Origin of the sequence: Sphingobacterium sp. E70 (assembly GCF_019285695.1) — a bacterium.
In the GTDB taxonomy this organism is placed as follows: domain Bacteria; phylum Bacteroidota; class Bacteroidia; order Sphingobacteriales; family Sphingobacteriaceae; genus Sphingobacterium; species Sphingobacterium detergens.
Genome location: NZ_CP079104.1, coordinates 2,746,712 through 2,764,634, shown reverse-complemented (window position 1 = coordinate 2,764,634; position 17,923 = coordinate 2,746,712). Strand labels below are relative to the sequence as shown.

The window sequence follows — 17,923 nt, the reverse complement described above, 5'->3', positions numbered from 1 at the left end:
GGATACCGGGCATATGAGATACCCGATAATAGGATAAATTGAACCGTGCAGAATAAGAAGCTAATCCGATAGAAAAAAATAACGCAAAAAAAATAGTGGTAAGCTGTTAGATATCATATCTAATAACTAAATTTGCCCGATTAGTGTCAAATTGTCTGCAATTTTACTTTGGAGTCATTATTGTACAAAATCTTTAGTTGAGATAGAAAAAAATTATGTTAAAGTTTTTAAGTAAATTATTTGGAAGTAAATCCGAAAGAGATATCAAGGGGATTCAGCCAGTTGTAGAGCAAATCAAAGCTGAATATGATAAACTTTCAAATCTAACCAATGACGAGTTACGTGCCAAGACCGCTGACTTCAAAGAAAGAATTAAAAATTACCTTGCAGATATTGACCAAGAAATAGATACGCTTAAAAAAGAGGCGGATCAAGATGAGGACGATATGGCTAAAAAGACTTCTATTTACGAACAAGTAGACAAATTGTCGAAAGATCGTGATAAGAAGTTGGAAGAGGTATTGAAGGATATTTTACCAGAAGCATTTGCTGTGGTGAAGGAAACTTCAAGACGTTTGACAGAAAACGAAGAACTGGAAGTTACTGCCAACGATTTTGACAGAGAATTGGCTGTCTACAAGCCAAACGTTATTATCAATGGTGATAAAGCCATTTGGAAAAACAAATGGATGGCTGCAGGTACAGAGGTAACCTGGAACATGGTACATTATGATGTGCAGTTGATCGGTGGTATTGTATTACATAGCGGTAAGATTGCTGAGATGGCTACAGGTGAAGGTAAGACATTGGTCGGAACTTTGCCAACCTATCTGAACGCGCTTTCTGGACAAGGGGTGCATATCGTGACCGTGAATGATTATCTTGCTCGTCGTGACTCTGAGTGGAACGCTCCATTATTTGAATTCCACGGTTTATCCGTAGATTGTATTGATAAACATCAACCAAACTCACCACAACGCCGTAAAGCTTACCAATCGGATATCGTATATGGTACGAACAACGAATTTGGTTTCGACTATTTACGTGATAACATGGTTCAGACACCTGATGCATTGGTGCAAGGTAAATTACATTTTGCCATGGTCGATGAGGTTGACTCAGTTTTAATTGACGATGCCCGTACACCGTTGATTATCTCAGGCCCGATCCCTCGTGGTGATCAACACGAGTTCTATCAATTGAAACCACGTATTGAGCGTTTGGTACATGTCCAAAAAGCTTATATCAATACTGTATTAAATGATGCTAAAAAAGCGTTGGCTGCAGGTGATTCTGATGTAGAAGGTGGTGGCCTAGCTTTATTAAGAGCTTACAGAGGTCTACCTAAAAATAAAGCCTTAATCAAATTCTTGAGTGAAGGAGCTAATCGTTCTATCTTGCAAAAAGTAGAAAACTACTATATGCAAGAGCAAAATAAAAATATGCCTAAAGTTGATGCGGAGCTTTATTTTGTCATCGATGAGAAGAACAATCAGGTTGAACTGACTGAAAAAGGTATTGAATTGATCACAGCTACAGGAGAGGATCCTTCATTCTTTATTTTACCTGATGTAGGTACTGAGATCGCGGAAATTGAAAAGTCTTCATTGACTTTGGAAGAAAAAGCCGCTCAGAAAGAAGACATGTTACGCGATTACTCTATTAAGGCTGATCGTATCCACTCGATCAATCAATTATTGAAAGCATATACCTTATTCGAGAATGATGTAGAATATATCGTTGATGAGGGTAAAGTGAAAATTGTCGATGAGCAAACAGGCCGTATTATGGATGGTCGTCGTTACTCAGACGGTTTACACCAAGCGATCGAAGCGAAAGAAAATGTAAAAGTCGAAGATGCGACACAGACTTATGCGACGATTACATTGCAAAACTACTTCCGTATGTACCACAAACTTTCGGGGATGACTGGTACAGCTTCGACAGAAGCGGGAGAGCTTTGGGAAATCTACAAATTGGATGTTGTTGAAATCCCTACGAATCGTGGTATCCAACGTCATGACCAACAGGATTTTATTTATCGTACTGCACGTGAAAAATACAATGCGGTGGCGGAAGAAATCCAACGTTTGACAGAGCAAGGTCGTCCTGTATTGGTTGGTACAACATCGGTAGAAATTTCCGAATTATTGAGTCGTATGCTTCAATTGCGGAAGATCAAACACAACGTCTTGAATGCGAAGTTGCACCAGAAAGAGGCCGATATCGTTGCAGAGGCTGGTCAACCCGGCCAAGTAACCATTGCTACGAATATGGCTGGTCGTGGTACCGATATTAAATTGACCGAGATCGTTAAAAACGCTGGGGTCTTGCGATTATTGGTACTGAGCGTCATGAGTCGCGCCGTGTTGACCGTCAGTTACGTGGTCGTGCAGGTCGTCAAGGGGATCCGGGATCATCACAATTCTTTGTATCCCTGGAAGATAACCTAATGCGTCTATTTGCTTCTGAAAGAATCTCCAATATCATGGTAAAAATGGGTGTTGAAGAGGGCGAGGTGATGCAACATAGCATGTTGACCAAATCTATCGAGCGCGCACAACGTAAGGTTGAGGAGAATAACTTTGGTATTCGTAAACGTCTATTGGAATACGATGACGTCATGAACTCCCAACGTACAGTAATCTATGCAAAACGTAAAAACGCTTTGTTTGGCGAGCGTTTAGACGTGGATTTGAATAATATGATCTTTGACGTTGCTGAAGAGATTGTTGCTGAAGCCAAAGAGCAAGGTAATTTTGAAGACTTCCAAATCGAAGTAATCCGTATTTTTGCGATTACTCCAGAAATTACTGCAGAAGAGTTTGCACAAGGTAAGATTGAAGGATTGACAGATCGTCTTTTCGAACAGGCAATTAACGCTTACCATCATAAAATTGACGCTATTGGTGCATTGACTGTTCCAGTATTGAATAATGTGTATGCAGAACGTGGTCAGATTGTTGAAAATGTCGTTATTCCATTTACAGACGGTATCCGCGGTATCCAAGTTTCAGCGAATCTGAAAAAGCAATTGAGACCAATGGTAAAGAGGTTTTCAAATCGTTTGAAAAAGGAATTGTCTTGGCATTGATCGACGAGGCATGGAAAGAGCATTTACGTGAAATGGATGATCTAAAACAATCTGTTCAAAATGCTGTTTATGAACAAAAGGATCCAATTATTATCTATAAAATGGAGGCCTTTAACTTGTTCAAATCTATGTTGGCTTCTATGAACAAGGATGTCGTGAGCTTTATTTTCAAAGGTGAGATCCCTGGACAGGAAACAACTTCATTACAGGCTAGACAAGTAAATCAAGCTCCTGTAAAGACGATTGAAACAAAAGCAGAATTGGTTTCACCAACAGGAGTCAGTGAAGAAGATGTGAATGATGGACCGAAAGAACCTGTTCGTAATGAGAATACAGTAGGACGCAATGACGAATGTCCTTGTGGTTCAGGAAAAAAATAAAAAATTGCCACGGCGCAAATAACTAATCGATAAGAAAAGTTAAACTATGCTGAAGAGAGGATTGATTTTCATACATGCACTTGTGCTATTTACGATTGTTAATGTAAAGGCGCAAGAAAAGGGTGGAGTTATTGTAACCAAAGATTCTTTGATTACACAGCTTCAAAATTTTAGGGCTGCCATGGGAATCAATCCTGTCGAAAGCAAAATCACAACAGTTCCTTCTAAACCCGTTGTACGTTCTGCTGCAACAAGAGTCAAGGTGAGAGGCTTTCGTGTACAGATCTTTGCTGGATCTAGCCGAAATCAAGCTTTTTCGGAGCAAACTCGTTTTCGGGAATGTATAAAGATGTTGATACCTATATCACCTATGATGAACCCAATTATCGGGTGAAGGTGGGCGACTTTAGAAGTCGCTCTGAGGCGAATGCGTTTATGCGTGAGCTGCGTCAATATTTTAGTAACGTTTTCGTATTTTCAGAAAGCGTTTTTGTCTATCAATAAATCAAACAACCTCATGGCAAGTACGAAAGAAAAGTCCTGGCCTTAGCCCATCAATATTTTGAAGATACAGTCGCTAACCGTAGACATCTTCATCAAAACCCTGAACTTTCCTTTGAAGAGTATAATACTTCGGCATTTGTAAAGGCGCAGCTGGATCAATTAGGCATCCCTTACGAAGTAAAAGCAGATACAGGTATTGTAGCTCTAATTAAAGGTGAACTTCCTTCAGATGAAGTAATCGCATTGCGAGGGGATATGGATGCATTACCTATTCAGGAAGTCGAAGGACGACCTTATGGATCCAATAACCCAGGCGTCATGCACGCTTGTGGCCATGATGTACATACCTCCTCGCTTTTAGGAACCGCGAAGATATTACATAGCTTGAAAGCCGAATTTGGTGGTACAGTGAAATTAATCTTCCAACCAGGCGAAGAACGTTTGCCCGGCGGAGCATCCATTATGATCAAAGAGGGGCACTACAAAATCCGGCACCTTCTGCAATAATAGGTCAACATGTAATGCCGTTTATTGAAGTCGGCAAAGTCGGATTTCGTGAAGGTAAATATATGGCTTCCTGTGACGAGTTATTTATGACGGTTAAAGGAAGAGGAGGGCACGGTGCACATCCACATCAGAATATTGATCCGATTGTGATCACAGCACATATTATTACGGCTTTACAGCAGATCGCAAGCCGCTTTGCAGATCCGCGTACACCGACGGTTTTGTCTTTTGGCAAAATCATCGCTAACGGTGCAACAAATATTATTCCTGACCAAGTTTATCTCGAAGGTACATTCCGCACATTCGATGAGCAATGGCGTGCTGAAGCACATGAGAAGATGGTAAAAATGGCTGTCGGAATCGCTGAAAGTATGGATGCTACCTGTGATTTTGAGGTTCGCAAAGGCTATCCATTTTTGATCAATGAGCCAGAACTGACGAAGAGTGCGCGTACTTTTGCGGAGGAATATCTTGGAAAAGAGAACGTCGTGGATTTAGATCTTTGGCCTGCTGCCGAAGATTTTTCCTACTACTCACAAGAAATCAATGCTTGTTTCTACCGACTGGGCACAGGGAATAAAGCGAAAGGAATAACTTCTGCAGTTCATACACCAACCTTCGATGTTGACGAGTCCTCGTTGGAGATCAGCACAGGGCTAATGGCGTATATCACGTTGCGCAGATTAGGCTATTAGATCTTTAGTATGTCATCGCATCATATTGTTCGTGAGAACCAGGAACCTGCTCTGCTGATTGAAGACCTTTTTCTCATAGACGAAGAAGATTTGGGGCAATTGCTTGAATGGAGTCCAACAATTGTTATCGAAAACAATATGGTTGATCCATTGGACGCTAGAGGATACAAGTTTGATATTGTTTTTGCGCAGACCCAAGCGAATCAAGCACAGGAGAATTTAAAAGTAATTCCATATATCGATAATTTTTTGCAATCAGCCATTGGCTATCTCATTAAACATCAGTATAAGGCGGTCAATATTATTACGGATCAAATAAGTCTTGCACACTATCAACACTATTTGGATCTGATCAATGTAGTCTTGTTAGCTAAGGGGGTACGCTACTATTTTGTCACTACAGGTTTTACAAAATGGAAAACAGAGGGTGAACAGCTAAAAATAGATTCCCAAAGTGAAGAAATCACGACAGAAGGGCTTCGAAAAATTGGTGATGATCTTTATGAAACAGTAGCGGATGGCTTATTTACCCTCAGATTTTCGAAATCAAAATATATTTTAATAGGAGAGACAATCTCATGATAACAATAGAATTAGCCGAACAGACAGATATCCGCAGCATTTCTAATATGGCGCATATTATATGGCCTGACGCGTATGGAGAAATACTTTCAAAAGACCAGATTGATTTCATGCTGGAGAAAAGCTATACCATTGAGGGTTTAGCGGAAGGAATGGTCGGTGGACAGTTCTTTTATATTCTGAAGGAAGACGGTATTGGCCAAGGTTTTGTTGCATTGAAAACTCTTGCAGATAAACTTCGTATTGAAAAGCTCTATTTGATGCCCAATGTACAGGGAAAAGGTTTTGGGAAAGCATTGATTGACTTCGCTATCGAAAAAGCGAAAGTCAAAGGCAAGGATATTTTGGAACTCAATGTAAATAGAAATAACCCTGCTTACCATTTCTATTTAAAGCAGGGTTTTCAGGTTATTGAAATTGTTGATATTCCCTATTATAACTATGTGCTCAATGACTATGTCATGCAGCTGGCAATAGATCGTACAGCGTCTTCCTAGTCCTTTAATTTTTCCACACGCGAGGGAGTTTGCTTGCCTTCTACAATACCTGAAGCTCCAATCGCAATCGCTTCGATACTGGAGATAATATTTTGGACGTTTAATGTAGCTACTTCATCCTTTACCGTGTGGTAATATTCATCTTTATCCATTTGGGAAGTTGAGAATGAATGTGCAGGAACACCTTTTGCGGCTAACACAGCATTATCACTTCGATAGAATAAATTTTGCTTTATATAAGGGTCTGAATAAAATTTGAACGTTGTGTTCTTTAGGTTTTCTTGCATTAATTTGCCTAAATCGGATTGATCATATCCTGTTATATAGACCGTATTGGGACCAAATTTTGAATCTTTTCCGATCATTTCCATGTTGATCATTGCTACAACCTGGTTGCATTGATGTGATTAGAAAAATATTTTGAACCATACATGCCGAGCTCTTCTGCTGTAAATGCCACAAAAATAAGCGTCCTTTCATTATTGTTTTTCTTTTTATAGTAGTCTGCAAGCGTCAACATCGCTGTTACTCCCGAAGCATCGTCATCTGCTCCATTGGCAATCGAGTCCTGTCCGACAGCAGGTAATATGCCAATATGGTCATAATGGCCGGAGAAAATTACATATTCATTTGGTTTACTTTTTCCGGGGATAACTCCCGCAACATTAAAAAGCGGAAAGTTTTGAAGATTTCGTTCAATATGAATGTGGAATGTTTTTGGTTTTTCTTTGTCAGCAGATAAACTATTGAGGGTTTTTGTATACTCGAATCTTCAATAAACTTGGGATTGCTGAGCATTTGGCCAAAACGAACAAAAGAGGCTTCAAAGGATGGATCTACCAATACAAGCGTATTTTCCTTGGATAAGGACTGTTCCCGAAAGGCTTGGGCGAAATCCGCATCCGATGTAATATTAACGATTTTAATGGGACTCTTATCATCCCATTTGAGATCCACATGGTTTCCAAGCGATATGATATGTTCGGCAGGAATTGTCTTTTTATTTATAGCTGCAGAATTGCTTTTTGGCGAGAGTTTGTCCAGTTGGAATGACTGTCGGAAAGATTCTTCCGCATAAGGTTTGAGGCCTATTTTTTTCATTTCTCCGGCGATAAAATCTGCTGCATGCTCGATGTCTTTTGTCAAAGCCGATCGTCCACGCATATCATCCGAAGCCAAGGTATTTAAGATACGGCTCACGTCCTCACGTTGCTGGTCGGAAATTACTTGCTGTCCAAATGTCATGGAAGATAGCGCAATTAACGATAAGGCTAAAAATATTTTAGGTGCTGATTTCATAAAGTTAGTAATGTTCGGATGAAGATAATGATTTCGCCCGTAATTTTAGCGGAAATTTGTAGTGCCTTAGCATAAACCCATATCATCTTTATGCTAAAGGTCATGACAGTTGAAATGGAGATGTTAATGAGTCCGGGAAAATATGCTTTCAATAAAACTTTCGTGGCTGCCATTGAATTGGCAACAGGCATGAAAGTTCTTGATGGCCTTTGAAGAAAGACAATTCAGAAAAAAATGTAGTATATTTCCTCTATATTAAAGATTCTCAAGGGTAGAGGAGAGATCGATAAATTCGTTTTTATATGCGACACAATTAAATTGGATATCAAAACTAATTTATCTAAGTTTGGGTATAAATTATTTGACAATGAAAGAAGTATCTGTACAAGAATTAAAGAGCAAGATCGATAATAACGAAGATTTTCAATTGATTGATGTGCGTGAGTCATTTGAATATGAAGTTTCAAATTTGGAAGGTTTAAATATTCCACTTTCGGGAATTTTGATCGAGTCCGATAAGATTGCGAAGGATAAACCAGTTATCGTTCAATGTCGTTCTGGAAAACGTTCAGCACAGGCAATTATGTTGTTGGAGCAACAAGGATTTGATAATCTAGCAAATTTAAAAGGCGGTATCTTGGCCTGGAAAGAGGAAATCGATCCAGAGTTAGACGTTTATTAATATGAAAAACTTGGAGCATCAGACTAAACAAGCTTTCTTGTTTAGTCTTGCTTTTTATATCGTAGCCCTATTAACTCGGCTCTTAAACTTAGGGGTCTTCCTGTATTAGGTAGTCTCTCTATTTTATTGTCCCTCTTATGGGTGATATTGGCCTTGCGGGAAATTATGCTTTCCAGGACTATTTCCAATGGTGAGCGGATGTTGATGGCACTGGCTATTGTACTGCTTAATATTATCGGCGGAATTTTCTATTTCTTTGTGTGGCGACCGCGTGTATTGGGATTAACAAAAAGTAATATGACAAAATATTTTATACTGAATATTGTATTGAACTTGGCCATTGTATTTTTGGCGTATTGTGGATTTGAAGGGTATAAAGCCGGAAATATGTTGGTGACAGGATTGTCTATCGCATTTTTGGTCGTCCTGATTTACCTTAAGGTCGTTTTAAGCAAGCGGATAAAAGTTGTTATCCAAGAAAAGGATCGTGAAAAAAACAGGAATATGCTGCTAAGCAAGCGAAAGGAAAAAGTAAATAAGAGCGGAGTTTCTTACTTATCATATACAAAAGAGCAGAAAACGATAGTCTTCTGCTCTTTTTATATCGCCTACACCTATTCTTATTTGACAAATGGAGGTTTCGTTACCTTAGCTTTAACTTTTTGATTACGGATATGGATAAAGATATCTGTACCGTCTTTTGCGAATGCAGTATCTACGTAACCCAAACCTACCGATTTTTTCAATGTCGGAGATTGTGTTCCCGAAGTAACCCGACCGATTACATTGCCATCAGCATCTACGATTTCATAATCATGACGCGGAATACCTCTGTCGATCATTTCAAAACCAACTAGTTTCTTTTTAAGCCCAGCTTCTTTTTCAGCTTTAAGCGCTGCGGAGTTTACAAAGTCTTTTGTAAACTTCGTTACCCAACCTAAGCCAGCCTCTAAAGGAGATGTATTGTCGTCGATATCATTTCCATAAAGGCAGAAACCCATTTCTAGACGTAATGTATCACGAGCACCCAATCCGATAGGTTTAATTCCGTAAGCTTTTCCGGCTTCAAAAATAGCATCCCAAACTTTCTGCGCATCTTCATTGGCAACATAAATTTCGAAACCACCTGCACCAGTATATCCGGTTGCCGATACCAATACGTTATCTACTCCCGCAAAAGTACCTTTAGCAAAGGTGTAATATTCCATTGGTGCAAGCTCGATATCTGTCAACGATTGTAAAGCATCGGCTGCTTTAGGTCCCTGAACGGCAAATAAAGAAGTCTGGTCAGAAATATTTTTCATTTCTACACCATCAGTATTGTATTTGGAAATCCAGTTCCAGTCTTTCTCAATATTGGACGCATTGACAACCAAAAATAGGTGTTATCGTCTATACGGTATGTTAGAAAATCGTGTCTACAACACCGCCCGTTTCATTCGGAATATAAGCATATTGAACTTTGCCGTCATATAATTTCGATACATCGTTGGAAGAGATTTTTTGAAGAAGGTCCAAGGCTTTTTCACCTTTAAGGATGAATTCGCCCATGTGGCTTACATCAAAAACTCCTACACCTGTACGAACTGTTTCGTGCTCATCATTGATACCAGTATATTGCACTGGCATGTTGAAGCCTGCGAAGGGAACCATCTTTGCTCCTAAAGCAATGTGTGTCTCCGAAAGGGCAGTATTTTTAACATAAAAATTAAGTTTTAATCAGTTGCAAATTTAATAAAATATACGTGATTCCTAGCTTTGATTCTATTTTAGAACAAACGATTTAATTCGTTACTTTCAACGAATACACAGTTAGTTCAGCATCTTCTGTATCAGCATCTTCGCAGAGTAAGAAAATTAAGCCGTTGTCGGTTTTCTCCTTAAGGGTGATTCCCTCAAACTTGTGATTTTCGGGTATTTGAAATACTTCCGGTTTGGAAGACAGATCTGCAGATATTTTGCCAAGTAAAGATCCTGCGATTTCCCCATCGAGATAGGTCGATTTTGCATCTTCTGCAGTTGCGATAAAATAAATGTCATCACCAACAACTGTCGCATCGGAAAAACCAGTACTGATCCCATTTAACTTGGGTAATTCAATAGGAGTATACCGATATTTATCTTCAGCCTTACTGTTATATTCTAAAACAGCATTGATGCCTTTGGGGCCATTCCCTCTATTGAAAAACAATATCCGGTCATCAATATGTACTACACCTTCTATGTTAAAGTCCTCCTTGCTTATCCCAAATTTCTGCATAAAATGCGTATAGATCTTGCTATAGTCTTCCTGTATGACCTTTTTCCGTCCCAGATAAAGCGATTGTTTCTTTTTTCAGTTGACCCTGAGCCATAGAGATAATAACGATTGCCATCGAATGTAATAGATTCAAGGTCCATTTTATTCGCTTTGCTTATATTTTCCATGGGCTCAGCTTCCAATAAGATTGTTTTGGATAAGTGTTGCTGAGCGAGGTTATAGCTATACAGGTAATTGCTATTGTCCGAGACTATATGAAGCTCATCATTGTTGTAGACAATCCCAGATGCTGCCGCGATGCCCGATATGCTGATAAATGCTTCGAGAATTAATTTTAACATAATTCGTGTATGTTTAAGATTCCAAGGACTTTCTGGAAATCGGACTGGATTGCTGCTTTTACATGAACAGTTTCACCCGAAAGGGGATGTTTGAAGGTTAATTCAGAGGCATGCAGTAGCATGGTATCCATCTGGTAGTTCTCTTTCCAGAATTTATTTTGCTTATTACAGCCATGTGGACGGTCACCGATAATGGGATAAAAGATATGCGCAAAGTGACGTCGCAATTGATGCATGCGGCCAGTAAGTGGATTGGCTTCAACAAGACTGTAACGCGAGGTCGGGAATTTTCCGAAAGGAATATCCAGTTCACTTTTAGCTAGCAACCTGAACGATGTCTGGGCCTCCTGTATGGTGCCATTTTCTTTTTCAATGGATAATCAATCAACCCTTCTTCAGGGCGAAGCCTCTCAGTATGGCGAGGTACTTTTTGTCTATTTGATGTTCCTGAAAGCTTTTTGTAAGTATTGATCCGTTTCTTTATTTAATGAAAACAGAAGGACACCTCCAGTTTTACGATCTAAGCGATGTGCCGGATATACCGTTTTCCCTAATTGATCACGTAAGAGTTGAAGGGCGAATTCGGATGTATCACGCGCAATGGATGAGCGATGCACTAATAGACCATGTGGCTTATTAATCGCTACAATGGATTCGTCTTCGTAAAGAATTTCTAAGGACATATTAGATCTTTTTCAATGCAGCAATGATTTCATCTGCTTTTTCATCAATCTTGGGACTCAACCAAATCTGTTTAAATGCACCACCACCTATGATCTGTTCTTTACCTTGCCATTTGATCTTGGTGAGGGAAAAGAGGTAGTAATTGTCCACAACAACAGAATTTTGGACAAAATCATCGACTAATTTGTTTCCAAACAGTTGCATGCCCAATCCAAAAAGGCTTGGTCTTTTGCATGAAGCTGGCTTTTCAATAATTGTTCGGCTTTTGCACGTACAATTTTCTCATGTTCCTCTTTGCTTGGGTTTGTCAGGATGGCCGCCAGCATGATGACAACTAGAAGTAGGGCAAATATTCTTTTTTACTCATTTTTAATGCTAAAATTAGTGTTGATAGATCAGGTCAAAACAGCATATATCGCTATCAAAATTATTAAATAGATATTAGATATGCACAATTGTTTTTGCATGAGGGGATTTGTTGTGGACGGCGAGAGGAGTAAAAAGGCTGGATCTTAAAAAGAAATCCCATTTAGCAAGGAAAATGCCCAGGAAAAGAAAATCCAGATCAGGTAACAAGTGCCTCCTATTAAGATAAATAGTATCAATATGACCGTTAGGACAATACCGATGCCCGAGCCTTTGTGTCGACCCTCATAATAGTGCTCGCGTAAAAGTTTGATATTCTTTTCATTGGCTTTGCTATAGAAATCGAAGATGTTACCTAGAAAGGGGATGCTTCCTAAGATCGCATCAAGGGTGATATTGAGTAGCATACGGATGACTAACTTGGGGCTAGCTCCATTTCGCCACATAGCGATGACCAGAACCAGCGATGTGCCAAAGCCGGCGATAGCACCGCCCAAAGGAATCAGATTCAAGATTGGATCCAATCCGAACCGGAAATTGCCAATCTTGAATTGATTATCCATTAACCAAGATATTCGGTTGATCCAACCGAAATCTTGGTCTATTTGTTTCTTCTTATCTTCTGGAGATAATTCTCTATGCATGATTATAATAGTTCGAAAGAAGCGCTGATTTCGCTGGTCACTTTCATTGGTCTGATATTTAAATCAAGGCCATTTCCACCAGCATCGTCTGCTGCTTCAGCCATGGCGCCTTTAAACATTGCATTACGCATCATTGGTTGAACACCAAAGATAATTTGTTGCGGTGTCTCAGAAAGCACGATCGCTTTACCAATTTTTTGTCCTGCTGCTTCGGCAAGAATTTGCGCATTCGCTTTCGCATCCAATACAGCCTTCGTTTTTAAGGTCTTTTCTAGCTCTTTTTTTTCTTCGAATAATCATATTCACTGATGTAAGTGCTTTGAATACCTGCTTTATCAACCCCATCCAACAATTGATCTAAGTTGTTTAAGTTCGTTACTTTAATGCGGTATTGTCTAGAAAGTAAGATATCCGTATCCTTTTTCTTTTTTTCTGGTGTATTGTAACTCCAGATATTCTGGATCGTAAAATCTTCTTTTTAATACCAGCTTTTGTTGCCGAGTCAAATAAGTCTTTTTCTAATTTGTCGATAGCAACCTTTTTCTTGGTGTTTCCATTGTCATAAAACTCTTTTAGTGTAACATCTATATAGATGATGTCTGGAGTCACTTCTTCTTCTGCGCGACCCACTGTGGATACAAATTCTTTATTTACCATTTGTTGAGCGTTTAGTTTTGTCATCAAACCTAAAAAAGCCAGTCCTAATAATATTTTTTTCATGTTTTACTATCTTAAAGTTTTATAATAATACGATTGCTATTGTCGCATTGCTACAAGATTGGAGCCAAAGTAGACAAAAAGTTTAACGCATAAAAAAATAAAAACGTTAAGATTTTTAATTTTATTTCTATACCTTTAGGGAAATTAATAAAATAGTGCCATGCAAGAAGGTAAAGTAAAATTCTTTAATGAGACCAAAGGTTTCGGTTTCATCATCCCTAATTCAGGCGAGAGCGAAATTTTTGTTCACGTTTCTGGATTAGTTGACAAAGTTCGTGAGAATGACAATGTATCTTACGAAGTTGAACAAGGCCGTAAAGGTCTTAATGCGGTAAATGTAAGAGTTATCTAATTAGATTCAAGATATATTTATTGTGAAAAAGCCTATGCCATCAGCATAGGCTTTTTTATTGAGCAAATGTTTTGGACTGATAATTGTATTGACATGTATCAAATATATAGTTTAACATGAAACGTACTTTAGTATTGATCCTTTCTGTTGTGGTGGCAATTTCGATGTCTGCATGTTATTCCACGCATCATGGGCATGGGCATAGGCACAAAGGTGGATCGAAGGGAATGCCCCTGGTCAGGCAAAAAAATATTATGGAGAACAATCAGCAAAAGATTTTGCTCCTGGACAACAAAAGAAAAAGAAACATAAACATTGATCTCAGGGATTTTTCGCTTTTGCAGAAAATTCCGCAATCAACAAAAAGTGAATAAGAAAAAGAGCTTTCATTTATTAAATGAAAGCTCTTTTTTCTTATTCAGAATAATCTATGCGAATGGATCATTATCCGGAGGAGGAGTTGAAGATGAAGTAGGTGCTTGTGAACTTCCAAATGGATCCTTTGGTTGCGAAGAGCCAAATGGATCTTGGGCTTGATTGAATGGATGACTTGCTCCATTTTCCTCCGCTTTTGGATCGGGACCGTATTGATTGGGTCCCTTGTCACCCTCAATAACCATCAGATAAATCAAGTATAAATTGACTAATGGGATAAGGCCCAATAATAAAAACCAACCCGATTTATTTGTATCATGTAGCCTCCGTACTCCAACAGCAGCGATACCTGGAATCAGTAAAGCTAAGCTTACAAGATAGGAGATGTAAGAAAATAAACTTGCGATTTGTCCGAGTATTCCGAATACAACCCCAATGATAACGTTTGCCAAAAAGAACATCCAGTACTCTTTGCGACGGGCGCGGCCGTTGAAATTTGCATAATTATCCCTTACGACTTTCAAAACCAATCTTTAATTTCCATATAATTTTAAGATTTTTAGGTGAAAAATATGTGTTAGTAAATCAATGTTATTACAATTCTGTTACAATAAATGTACCAATAATTTATCTGATAAAACAATTATTATGGAATGTATCGTTGTTCAATTTCATTGTTGAATAAATAGGGGATGAAAAGACCTTTTCATTTATAGCATATAGTTCGTGCATCCTATTAGCCAGTGACGGCAGTACATGGAGGTTTTGCTTGCTGTAATTTGGGATTGGGTCACAGCACTAAGCACTACCGAAAGATCTCTTCAAGTATATAAAGCGATTTTATCTCCTTGAAATTTGTGCGGTGGAGACGGTAGAAATCCAGTAGCTTTTCCAATAAAAATTGTCGGTCTGTACTGGACATTTTGATATGATCACAATTTGAGTATTCTGCTGTTATTAAATCCCGGAAAATTGAAGTATGTGGTTCCTGGAGCACAAGGGGTGTTCGGGAGACTGTTTGAAAATGTCGCCTCGTGTAGGTTAAAATAGGGCAGAGCCTGTTTGGATGCGGCCGGATAAAAGCCAAGAAAGCGTGTCAGTTTGATTAGAAATACCAGATGAAAATTGGCCAGATTTAAATGGGTTTCATCTAACCACCGGATAGACTGATGGATGAATTCAAATAAATAAGGGTCACTCTCCTGTTCTTTCAATACTTTATACAAGATTTCATTTAAGAAGAGCGCCAGTGAGCTTTTTATAATATCGTAAGGTATTTCTTGCAATACCGGAGTTTGGCGAGCTTCCGAGATGCGCTGTAGTGAACCATTATCCTTGTGTGTTGCTATAATTTCCAACAGATGTAAAGGTTGTAAGATATTGGCTTTGATTTTTGCCTTTGGTTTACGTGCGCCAGTAATGAGATAAGATTGCATGCCAAAGGATTCGGTATATATTTGCGCAACGAGACTGCTTTCCGAATAATTTGTTGTTTTTAAGACGATACCCTAGTTTTGTTCAGCATCTTCTTCCTTATCTTTTTATGAATATCCTCTTTATGAGCCTCTCCACGCATCTCGATAATCGCATTACGGTCCACTTTTCGAATCATTCTATAAATTAATGTAAGGAAACCAATGCTGAAGGTAATCACTCCAACGAGCATTGCTAGCTTATACCAGTTGGATCGTTGTTCCATGAGGTAATAACCGAGGATAACCAATAATACACCAATGATTATTTCTCTTAGACCCTTGCGAAGATATTTGTTCATAAATGTGAATTGTTGAAAACTATTTTTCTTTACAGAGCAAATATAATACAATAAAATGCTTTATTTTTGCCCATACCATTCCTGTGTAGAACTATTTTTAAAAATAATTCCCATAATGTTGTTGCTTATCTAAAAAAAAATATAGATATTTGCAAACTCTTTGCAGAGAGTGCAAAGGATTAACATATTGTAATAAAGACAACAAAAAGATAATATCATGTCAAGAATTTGTGATTTAACAGGCAAAGCAGCGTTAACAGGAAATAACGTTTCTCACTCAAACGTTAAAACTAAACGTAAATTCTATCCAAATTTACAAACTAAACGTTTTTACATTCCAGAAGAAGATCGTTGGATTACGTTGAAAGTATCTACTTCTGCTATCAAGACTATCAACAAGAACGGTATCACAGCTGCGATCAATAAATTTATCGTTAAAGGATCAATTTAATATTGATTTATCGCCTGTTACATTAAGATTATTCATGAATTTCAATCCTATATTAGGATCAAAATAAAGTAAAACAATGGCTAAAAAGGAAATAGAGTACAAGTTATCTTAGAATGTACTGAACACAAAGAAAGTGGTCTTCCGGGAATGTCTCGTTACATCACTACTAAAAACAAAAAGAACACAACTGAGCGTTTAGAGTTGAAAAAATTCAACCCAGTATTGAGAAAAGTTACTGTTCATAAAGAAATTAAGTAATTCACCCATCTTAGCACTTGCAATAGAGGGCTGAGTAAAAATATTTAAAATACCATGGCAAAGAAAGCAGTTGCATCGTTACAAAAAGGTGGCGGTAAAGAATTTACAAAGGTTATTGTTACTACTAAATCTGCGAAAACTGGCGCGTATACTTTCAAAGAAGGTATGATTCACAACGATAAAGTGAAAGACGTAGTTGCAGAAGCTCAAAAAAATAACTAGTAGCATTTTCCTTTTTTAAAGTTTTTCTTTAAAAGAATTCGATAAAAATAGCCGTTTTGGTATCCTACCGAAAGGGCTTTTTTGTTGAGGACATTTGTTTATATTTGGACATCAATTTTCACTAAACACTCCATGGGATTATTTGATTTTTTTAAGAAAAAACCACAAACACAAGAAGAAGAACAAGCCTTAGATAAAGGTTTGGAAAAAACAAAAGAAGGATTTCTTTCCAAGATAACGAAAGCTGTAGTCGGTAAATCGACTGTGGATGACGATGTGCTTGATAATCTGGAAGAGGTTTTGGTTACTTCTGATGTCGGGGTTACAACGACTTTAAAAATCATCGACCGTATACAGGCGCGTGTTGCCAGAGATAAATATGTGTCCACATCGGAGCTGAACAATTTACTGAAAGAAGAGATTCAGACATTACTGGCAGAGAATAATAGCTCAGATTTTGAAAACTTTAATTACGGGGATCATAAACCTTATGTAATTATGGTTGTTGGGGTGAACGGTGTTGGCAAGACCACCACAATCGGTAAACTTGCCCATCAACTTAAACAGGGTGGAAGTAAAGTGGTTTTGGGGGCGGCGGATACGTTTCGTGCGGCGGCTGTAGATCAGCTTAAACTCTGGGGTGAACGTGTTGATGTGCGCGTTGTGGCACAGGCAATGGGTTCAGATCCCGCTTCGGTAGCCTATGATACCATTAAATCTGCTGTAGCGAATGGTGAAGATGTCTGTATTATTGATACTGCCGGTCGCCTACATAATAAGGTTGGTTTAATGAATGAATTGACCAAAATTAAAAATGTCATGCAAAAAGTTGTTCCCGGCGCTCCGCATGAAATTTTACTGGTCTTAGATGCTTCGACAGGTCAGAATGCGATAGAACAATGTACGCAATTCACACAAGCGACAGATGTAAACGCTTTGGCACTGACAAAATTGGATGGAACAGCCAAAGGCGGTGTTGTTATCGGGATATCCGATCAGTTCAAAATCCCCGTGAAATACATCGGTGTGGGTGAGAAAATAGGCGATCTCCAATTATTTAACAAAAAGGAGTTTGTAGACTCCTTTTCAAATAGAATACTAAAACAATTGTCAGAAATAAGGCTTTCATTCTTTACCGGGAATGATTAATGAATAGATTAAGAACATAGGTGAACATATTAATACCTGGTTTCCTTAGTCAAGTGTTCCTTTTGTTTCTCGACAAACCCTTCTAAT

23 protein-coding genes and 6 pseudogenes are annotated in these 17,923 nt (G+C 38.4%); 15 read left to right on the top strand and 14 right to left on the bottom strand.

Features of this window, described 5'->3' with window-relative positions; translation table 11 throughout:
• Positions 1–215: 215 nt before the first annotated feature.
• The 6 genes and pseudogenes from secA to KUH03_RS19670 all read left to right on the top strand — a co-directional run bounded on the left by secA (position 216) and on the right by KUH03_RS19670 (position 6,259).
• Positions 216–3,500: pseudogene (secA, locus tag KUH03_RS19705) on the top strand (preprotein translocase subunit SecA).
• A gap of 20 nt (positions 3,501–3,520) precedes the next feature.
• Positions 3,521–3,868, top strand: coding sequence for a hypothetical protein (locus KUH03_RS19690; RefSeq protein WP_257098124.1), 348 nt, complete (start codon positions 3,521–3,523; stop codon positions 3,866–3,868).
• Positions 3,814–3,978 (top strand): SPOR domain-containing protein, encoded by a 165-nt coding sequence (locus KUH03_RS19685; protein ID WP_257095976.1) that lies wholly within the window; start codon positions 3,814–3,816, stop codon positions 3,976–3,978. The genes KUH03_RS19690 and KUH03_RS19685 overlap by 55 nt, the downstream gene beginning before the upstream one ends.
• Before the next feature lie 36 nt (positions 3,979–4,014).
• Positions 4,015–5,180 (top strand): annotated as a pseudogene (locus KUH03_RS19680) (M20 family metallopeptidase).
• 9 nt (positions 5,181–5,189) lie between these two features.
• Positions 5,190–5,762: a thiamine diphosphokinase gene (locus KUH03_RS19675; protein ID WP_257095974.1), complete on the top strand. Its 573-nt coding sequence runs from the start codon at positions 5,190–5,192 to the stop codon at positions 5,760–5,762.
• Entirely contained in the window at positions 5,759–6,259 is a 501-nt protein-coding gene (locus tag KUH03_RS19670) for a GNAT family N-acetyltransferase (protein WP_257095972.1), read from the top strand. The genes KUH03_RS19675 and KUH03_RS19670 overlap by 4 nt, the downstream gene beginning before the upstream one ends.
• Here the strand turns inward: KUH03_RS19670 and KUH03_RS19665 are convergent.
• Genes KUH03_RS19665 through KUH03_RS19655 form a run of 3 tightly spaced genes read right to left on the bottom strand, consistent with a single transcriptional unit; the run spans position 6,256 to position 7,558 of the window.
• Positions 6,256–6,639 (bottom strand): M28 family metallopeptidase, encoded by a 384-nt coding sequence (locus KUH03_RS19665; RefSeq protein ID WP_257095970.1) that lies wholly within the window; start codon positions 6,637–6,639, stop codon positions 6,256–6,258. The two genes, KUH03_RS19670 and KUH03_RS19665, sit on opposite strands and share 4 nt — an antisense overlap.
• A gap of 2 nt (positions 6,640–6,641) precedes the next feature.
• Positions 6,642–6,878, bottom strand: coding sequence for a M20/M25/M40 family metallo-hydrolase (locus KUH03_RS19660; protein ID WP_257097147.1), 237 nt, complete (start codon positions 6,876–6,878; stop codon positions 6,642–6,644).
• Positions 6,878–7,558, bottom strand: a complete 681-nt coding sequence (locus KUH03_RS19655; RefSeq protein WP_257095968.1) for a hypothetical protein — start codon at positions 7,556–7,558, stop codon at positions 6,878–6,880. The genes KUH03_RS19660 and KUH03_RS19655 overlap by 1 nt, the downstream gene beginning before the upstream one ends.
• A gap of 90 nt (positions 7,559–7,648) precedes the next feature.
• On the opposite strand from KUH03_RS19655, the gene KUH03_RS19650 reads away from it, so the two are divergent.
• The 3 genes from KUH03_RS19650 (at position 7,649) to KUH03_RS19640 (ending at position 8,906) form a co-directional block, all read left to right on the top strand.
• Positions 7,649–7,771: a hypothetical protein gene (locus tag KUH03_RS19650; RefSeq protein ID WP_257095966.1), complete on the top strand. Its 123-nt coding sequence runs from the start codon at positions 7,649–7,651 to the stop codon at positions 7,769–7,771.
• A gap of 154 nt (positions 7,772–7,925) precedes the next feature.
• The gene (locus KUH03_RS19645) at positions 7,926–8,240 is read left to right on the top strand and encodes a rhodanese-like domain-containing protein (RefSeq protein ID WP_223584073.1); all 315 of its coding nucleotides are present in this window, start codon (positions 7,926–7,928) and stop codon (positions 8,238–8,240) included.
• A 126-nt stretch (positions 8,241–8,366) separates the two neighbouring features.
• On the top strand, positions 8,367–8,906 hold the full coding sequence (locus tag KUH03_RS19640) for a DUF6358 family protein (protein ID WP_257095965.1): 540 nt from the start codon (positions 8,367–8,369) through the stop codon (positions 8,904–8,906).
• Here KUH03_RS19640 and gcvT read toward each other — a convergent pair.
• From gcvT to KUH03_RS19595, 8 genes and pseudogenes are all read right to left on the bottom strand, one after another.
• Positions 8,861–9,893, bottom strand: a pseudogene (gene gcvT / locus KUH03_RS19635) (glycine cleavage system aminomethyltransferase GcvT). The gene KUH03_RS19640 and the pseudogene gcvT sit on opposite strands and share 46 nt — an antisense overlap.
• A 130-nt stretch (positions 9,894–10,023) precedes the next feature.
• Positions 10,024–10,841, bottom strand: a pseudogene (locus KUH03_RS48835) (hypothetical protein).
• Positions 10,835–11,524: pseudogene (locus KUH03_RS19620) on the bottom strand (pseudouridine synthase). The pseudogenes KUH03_RS48835 and KUH03_RS19620 overlap by 7 nt, the downstream one beginning before the upstream one ends.
• 1 nt (position 11,525) lies before the next feature.
• Positions 11,526–11,729, bottom strand: coding sequence for a hypothetical protein (locus KUH03_RS19615; RefSeq protein ID WP_257095960.1), 204 nt, complete (start codon positions 11,727–11,729; stop codon positions 11,526–11,528).
• Entirely contained in the window at positions 11,705–11,851 is a 147-nt protein-coding gene (locus KUH03_RS19610; RefSeq protein WP_257095957.1) for a hypothetical protein, read from the bottom strand. The genes KUH03_RS19615 and KUH03_RS19610 overlap by 25 nt, the downstream gene beginning before the upstream one ends.
• 186 nt (positions 11,852–12,037) lie before the next feature.
• On the bottom strand, positions 12,038–12,535 hold the full coding sequence (locus tag KUH03_RS19605) for a DUF4112 domain-containing protein (protein ID WP_257095955.1): 498 nt from the start codon (positions 12,533–12,535) through the stop codon (positions 12,038–12,040).
• Between the two features lie 2 nt (positions 12,536–12,537).
• Positions 12,538–12,780 (bottom strand): SIMPL domain-containing protein, encoded by a 243-nt coding sequence (locus KUH03_RS19600; RefSeq protein ID WP_257095952.1) that lies wholly within the window; start codon positions 12,778–12,780, stop codon positions 12,538–12,540.
• 130 nt (positions 12,781–12,910) lie between these two features.
• Positions 12,911–13,255 (bottom strand): hypothetical protein, encoded by a 345-nt coding sequence (locus tag KUH03_RS19595; RefSeq protein WP_257095951.1) that lies wholly within the window; start codon positions 13,253–13,255, stop codon positions 12,911–12,913.
• A 160-nt stretch (positions 13,256–13,415) separates the two neighbouring features.
• Here KUH03_RS19595 and KUH03_RS19590 point away from each other — a divergent pair, with 160 nt between their 5' ends.
• Positions 13,416–13,607 carry a cold-shock protein gene (locus KUH03_RS19590; protein ID WP_046672593.1) on the top strand — a complete coding sequence of 64 codons (192 nt, stop codon included), beginning with the start codon at positions 13,416–13,418 and terminating at the stop codon, positions 13,605–13,607.
• A gap of 116 nt (positions 13,608–13,723) precedes the next feature.
• Positions 13,724–13,981, top strand: a complete 258-nt coding sequence (locus KUH03_RS19585; protein WP_257095949.1) for a hypothetical protein — start codon at positions 13,724–13,726, stop codon at positions 13,979–13,981.
• 54 nt (positions 13,982–14,035) lie between these two features.
• Here the strand turns inward: KUH03_RS19585 and KUH03_RS19580 are convergent, their stop codons facing one another.
• From KUH03_RS19580 to KUH03_RS19570, 3 genes are all read right to left on the bottom strand, one after another.
• A complete protein-coding gene (locus KUH03_RS19580; protein ID WP_257095947.1) occupies positions 14,036–14,506 on the bottom strand; it encodes a DUF805 domain-containing protein in 471 nt (156 codons plus the stop codon).
• 408 nt (positions 14,507–14,914) lie between these two features.
• Positions 14,915–15,439 (bottom strand): DNA repair protein RecO, encoded by a 525-nt coding sequence (gene recO, locus KUH03_RS19575; protein WP_257097145.1) that lies wholly within the window; start codon positions 15,437–15,439, stop codon positions 14,915–14,917.
• 38 nt (positions 15,440–15,477) lie between these two features.
• On the bottom strand, positions 15,478–15,756 hold the full coding sequence (locus KUH03_RS19570) for a signal peptidase (RefSeq protein ID WP_257095945.1): 279 nt from the start codon (positions 15,754–15,756) through the stop codon (positions 15,478–15,480).
• A 217-nt stretch (positions 15,757–15,973) separates the two neighbouring features.
• On the opposite strand from KUH03_RS19570, the gene rpmB reads away from it, so the two are divergent.
• The 4 genes and pseudogenes from rpmB to ftsY all read left to right on the top strand — a co-directional run bounded on the left by rpmB (position 15,974) and on the right by ftsY (position 17,836).
• Positions 15,974–16,207, top strand: a complete 234-nt coding sequence (gene rpmB, locus KUH03_RS19565; RefSeq protein WP_046672597.1) for a 50S ribosomal protein L28 — start codon at positions 15,974–15,976, stop codon at positions 16,205–16,207.
• Positions 16,208–16,291: 84 nt separating this feature from the next.
• Positions 16,292–16,465: pseudogene (gene rpmG / locus KUH03_RS19560) on the top strand (50S ribosomal protein L33); the annotation flags it as partial.
• A gap of 54 nt (positions 16,466–16,519) precedes the next feature.
• Positions 16,520–16,687 (top strand): DUF4295 domain-containing protein, encoded by a 168-nt coding sequence (locus tag KUH03_RS19555; protein WP_257095943.1) that lies wholly within the window; start codon positions 16,520–16,522, stop codon positions 16,685–16,687.
• 132 nt (positions 16,688–16,819) lie between these two features.
• Positions 16,820–17,836: a signal recognition particle-docking protein FtsY gene (gene ftsY / locus KUH03_RS19550; protein WP_257095941.1), complete on the top strand. Its 1,017-nt coding sequence runs from the start codon at positions 16,820–16,822 to the stop codon at positions 17,834–17,836.
• Positions 17,837–17,923: the final 87 nt, after the last annotated feature.

Bases quoted from the DNA above. Each gene is read 5' to 3' on its own strand.
- rpmB (WP_046672597.1), top strand. From the start codon at position 15,974: ATGTCAAGAATTTGTGATTTAACAGGCAAAGCAGCGTTAACAGGAAAT.
- KUH03_RS19670 (WP_257095972.1), top strand. From the start codon at position 5,759: ATGATAACAATAGAATTAGCCGAACAGACAGATATCCGCAGCATTTCT.
- KUH03_RS19645 (WP_223584073.1), top strand. From the start codon at position 7,926: ATGAAAGAAGTATCTGTACAAGAATTAAAGAGCAAGATCGATAATAAC.
- KUH03_RS19690 (WP_257098124.1), top strand. From the start codon at position 3,521: ATGCTGAAGAGAGGATTGATTTTCATACATGCACTTGTGCTATTTACG.
- KUH03_RS19610 (WP_257095957.1), bottom strand. From the start codon at position 11,851: ATGCTGGCGGCCATCCTGACAAACCCAAGCAAAGAGGAACATGAGAAA.
- ftsY (WP_257095941.1), top strand. From the start codon at position 16,820: ATGGGATTATTTGATTTTTTTAAGAAAAAACCACAAACACAAGAAGAA.
- KUH03_RS19605 (WP_257095955.1), bottom strand. From the start codon at position 12,535: ATGCATAGAGAATTATCTCCAGAAGATAAGAAGAAACAAATAGACCAA.
- KUH03_RS19685 (WP_257095976.1), top strand. From the start codon at position 3,814: ATGTATAAAGATGTTGATACCTATATCACCTATGATGAACCCAATTAT.
- KUH03_RS19655 (WP_257095968.1), bottom strand. From the start codon at position 7,558: ATGAAATCAGCACCTAAAATATTTTTAGCCTTATCGTTAATTGCGCTA.
- KUH03_RS19650 (WP_257095966.1), top strand. From the start codon at position 7,649: ATGCTAAAGGTCATGACAGTTGAAATGGAGATGTTAATGAGTCCGGGA.
- KUH03_RS19595 (WP_257095951.1), bottom strand. From the start codon at position 13,255: ATGAAAAAAATATTATTAGGACTGGCTTTTTTAGGTTTGATGACAAAA.
- KUH03_RS19615 (WP_257095960.1), bottom strand. From the start codon at position 11,729: ATGCAACTGTTTGGAAACAAATTAGTCGATGATTTTGTCCAAAATTCT.
- KUH03_RS19555 (WP_257095943.1), top strand. From the start codon at position 16,520: ATGGCAAAGAAAGCAGTTGCATCGTTACAAAAAGGTGGCGGTAAAGAA.
- KUH03_RS19675 (WP_257095974.1), top strand. From the start codon at position 5,190: ATGTCATCGCATCATATTGTTCGTGAGAACCAGGAACCTGCTCTGCTG.
- KUH03_RS19570 (WP_257095945.1), bottom strand. From the start codon at position 15,756: ATGAACAAATATCTTCGCAAGGGTCTAAGAGAAATAATCATTGGTGTA.
- KUH03_RS19585 (WP_257095949.1), top strand. From the start codon at position 13,724: ATGAAACGTACTTTAGTATTGATCCTTTCTGTTGTGGTGGCAATTTCG.
- KUH03_RS19590 (WP_046672593.1), top strand. From the start codon at position 13,416: ATGCAAGAAGGTAAAGTAAAATTCTTTAATGAGACCAAAGGTTTCGGT.
- KUH03_RS19665 (WP_257095970.1), bottom strand. From the start codon at position 6,639: ATGATCAACATGGAAATGATCGGAAAAGATTCAAAATTTGGTCCCAAT.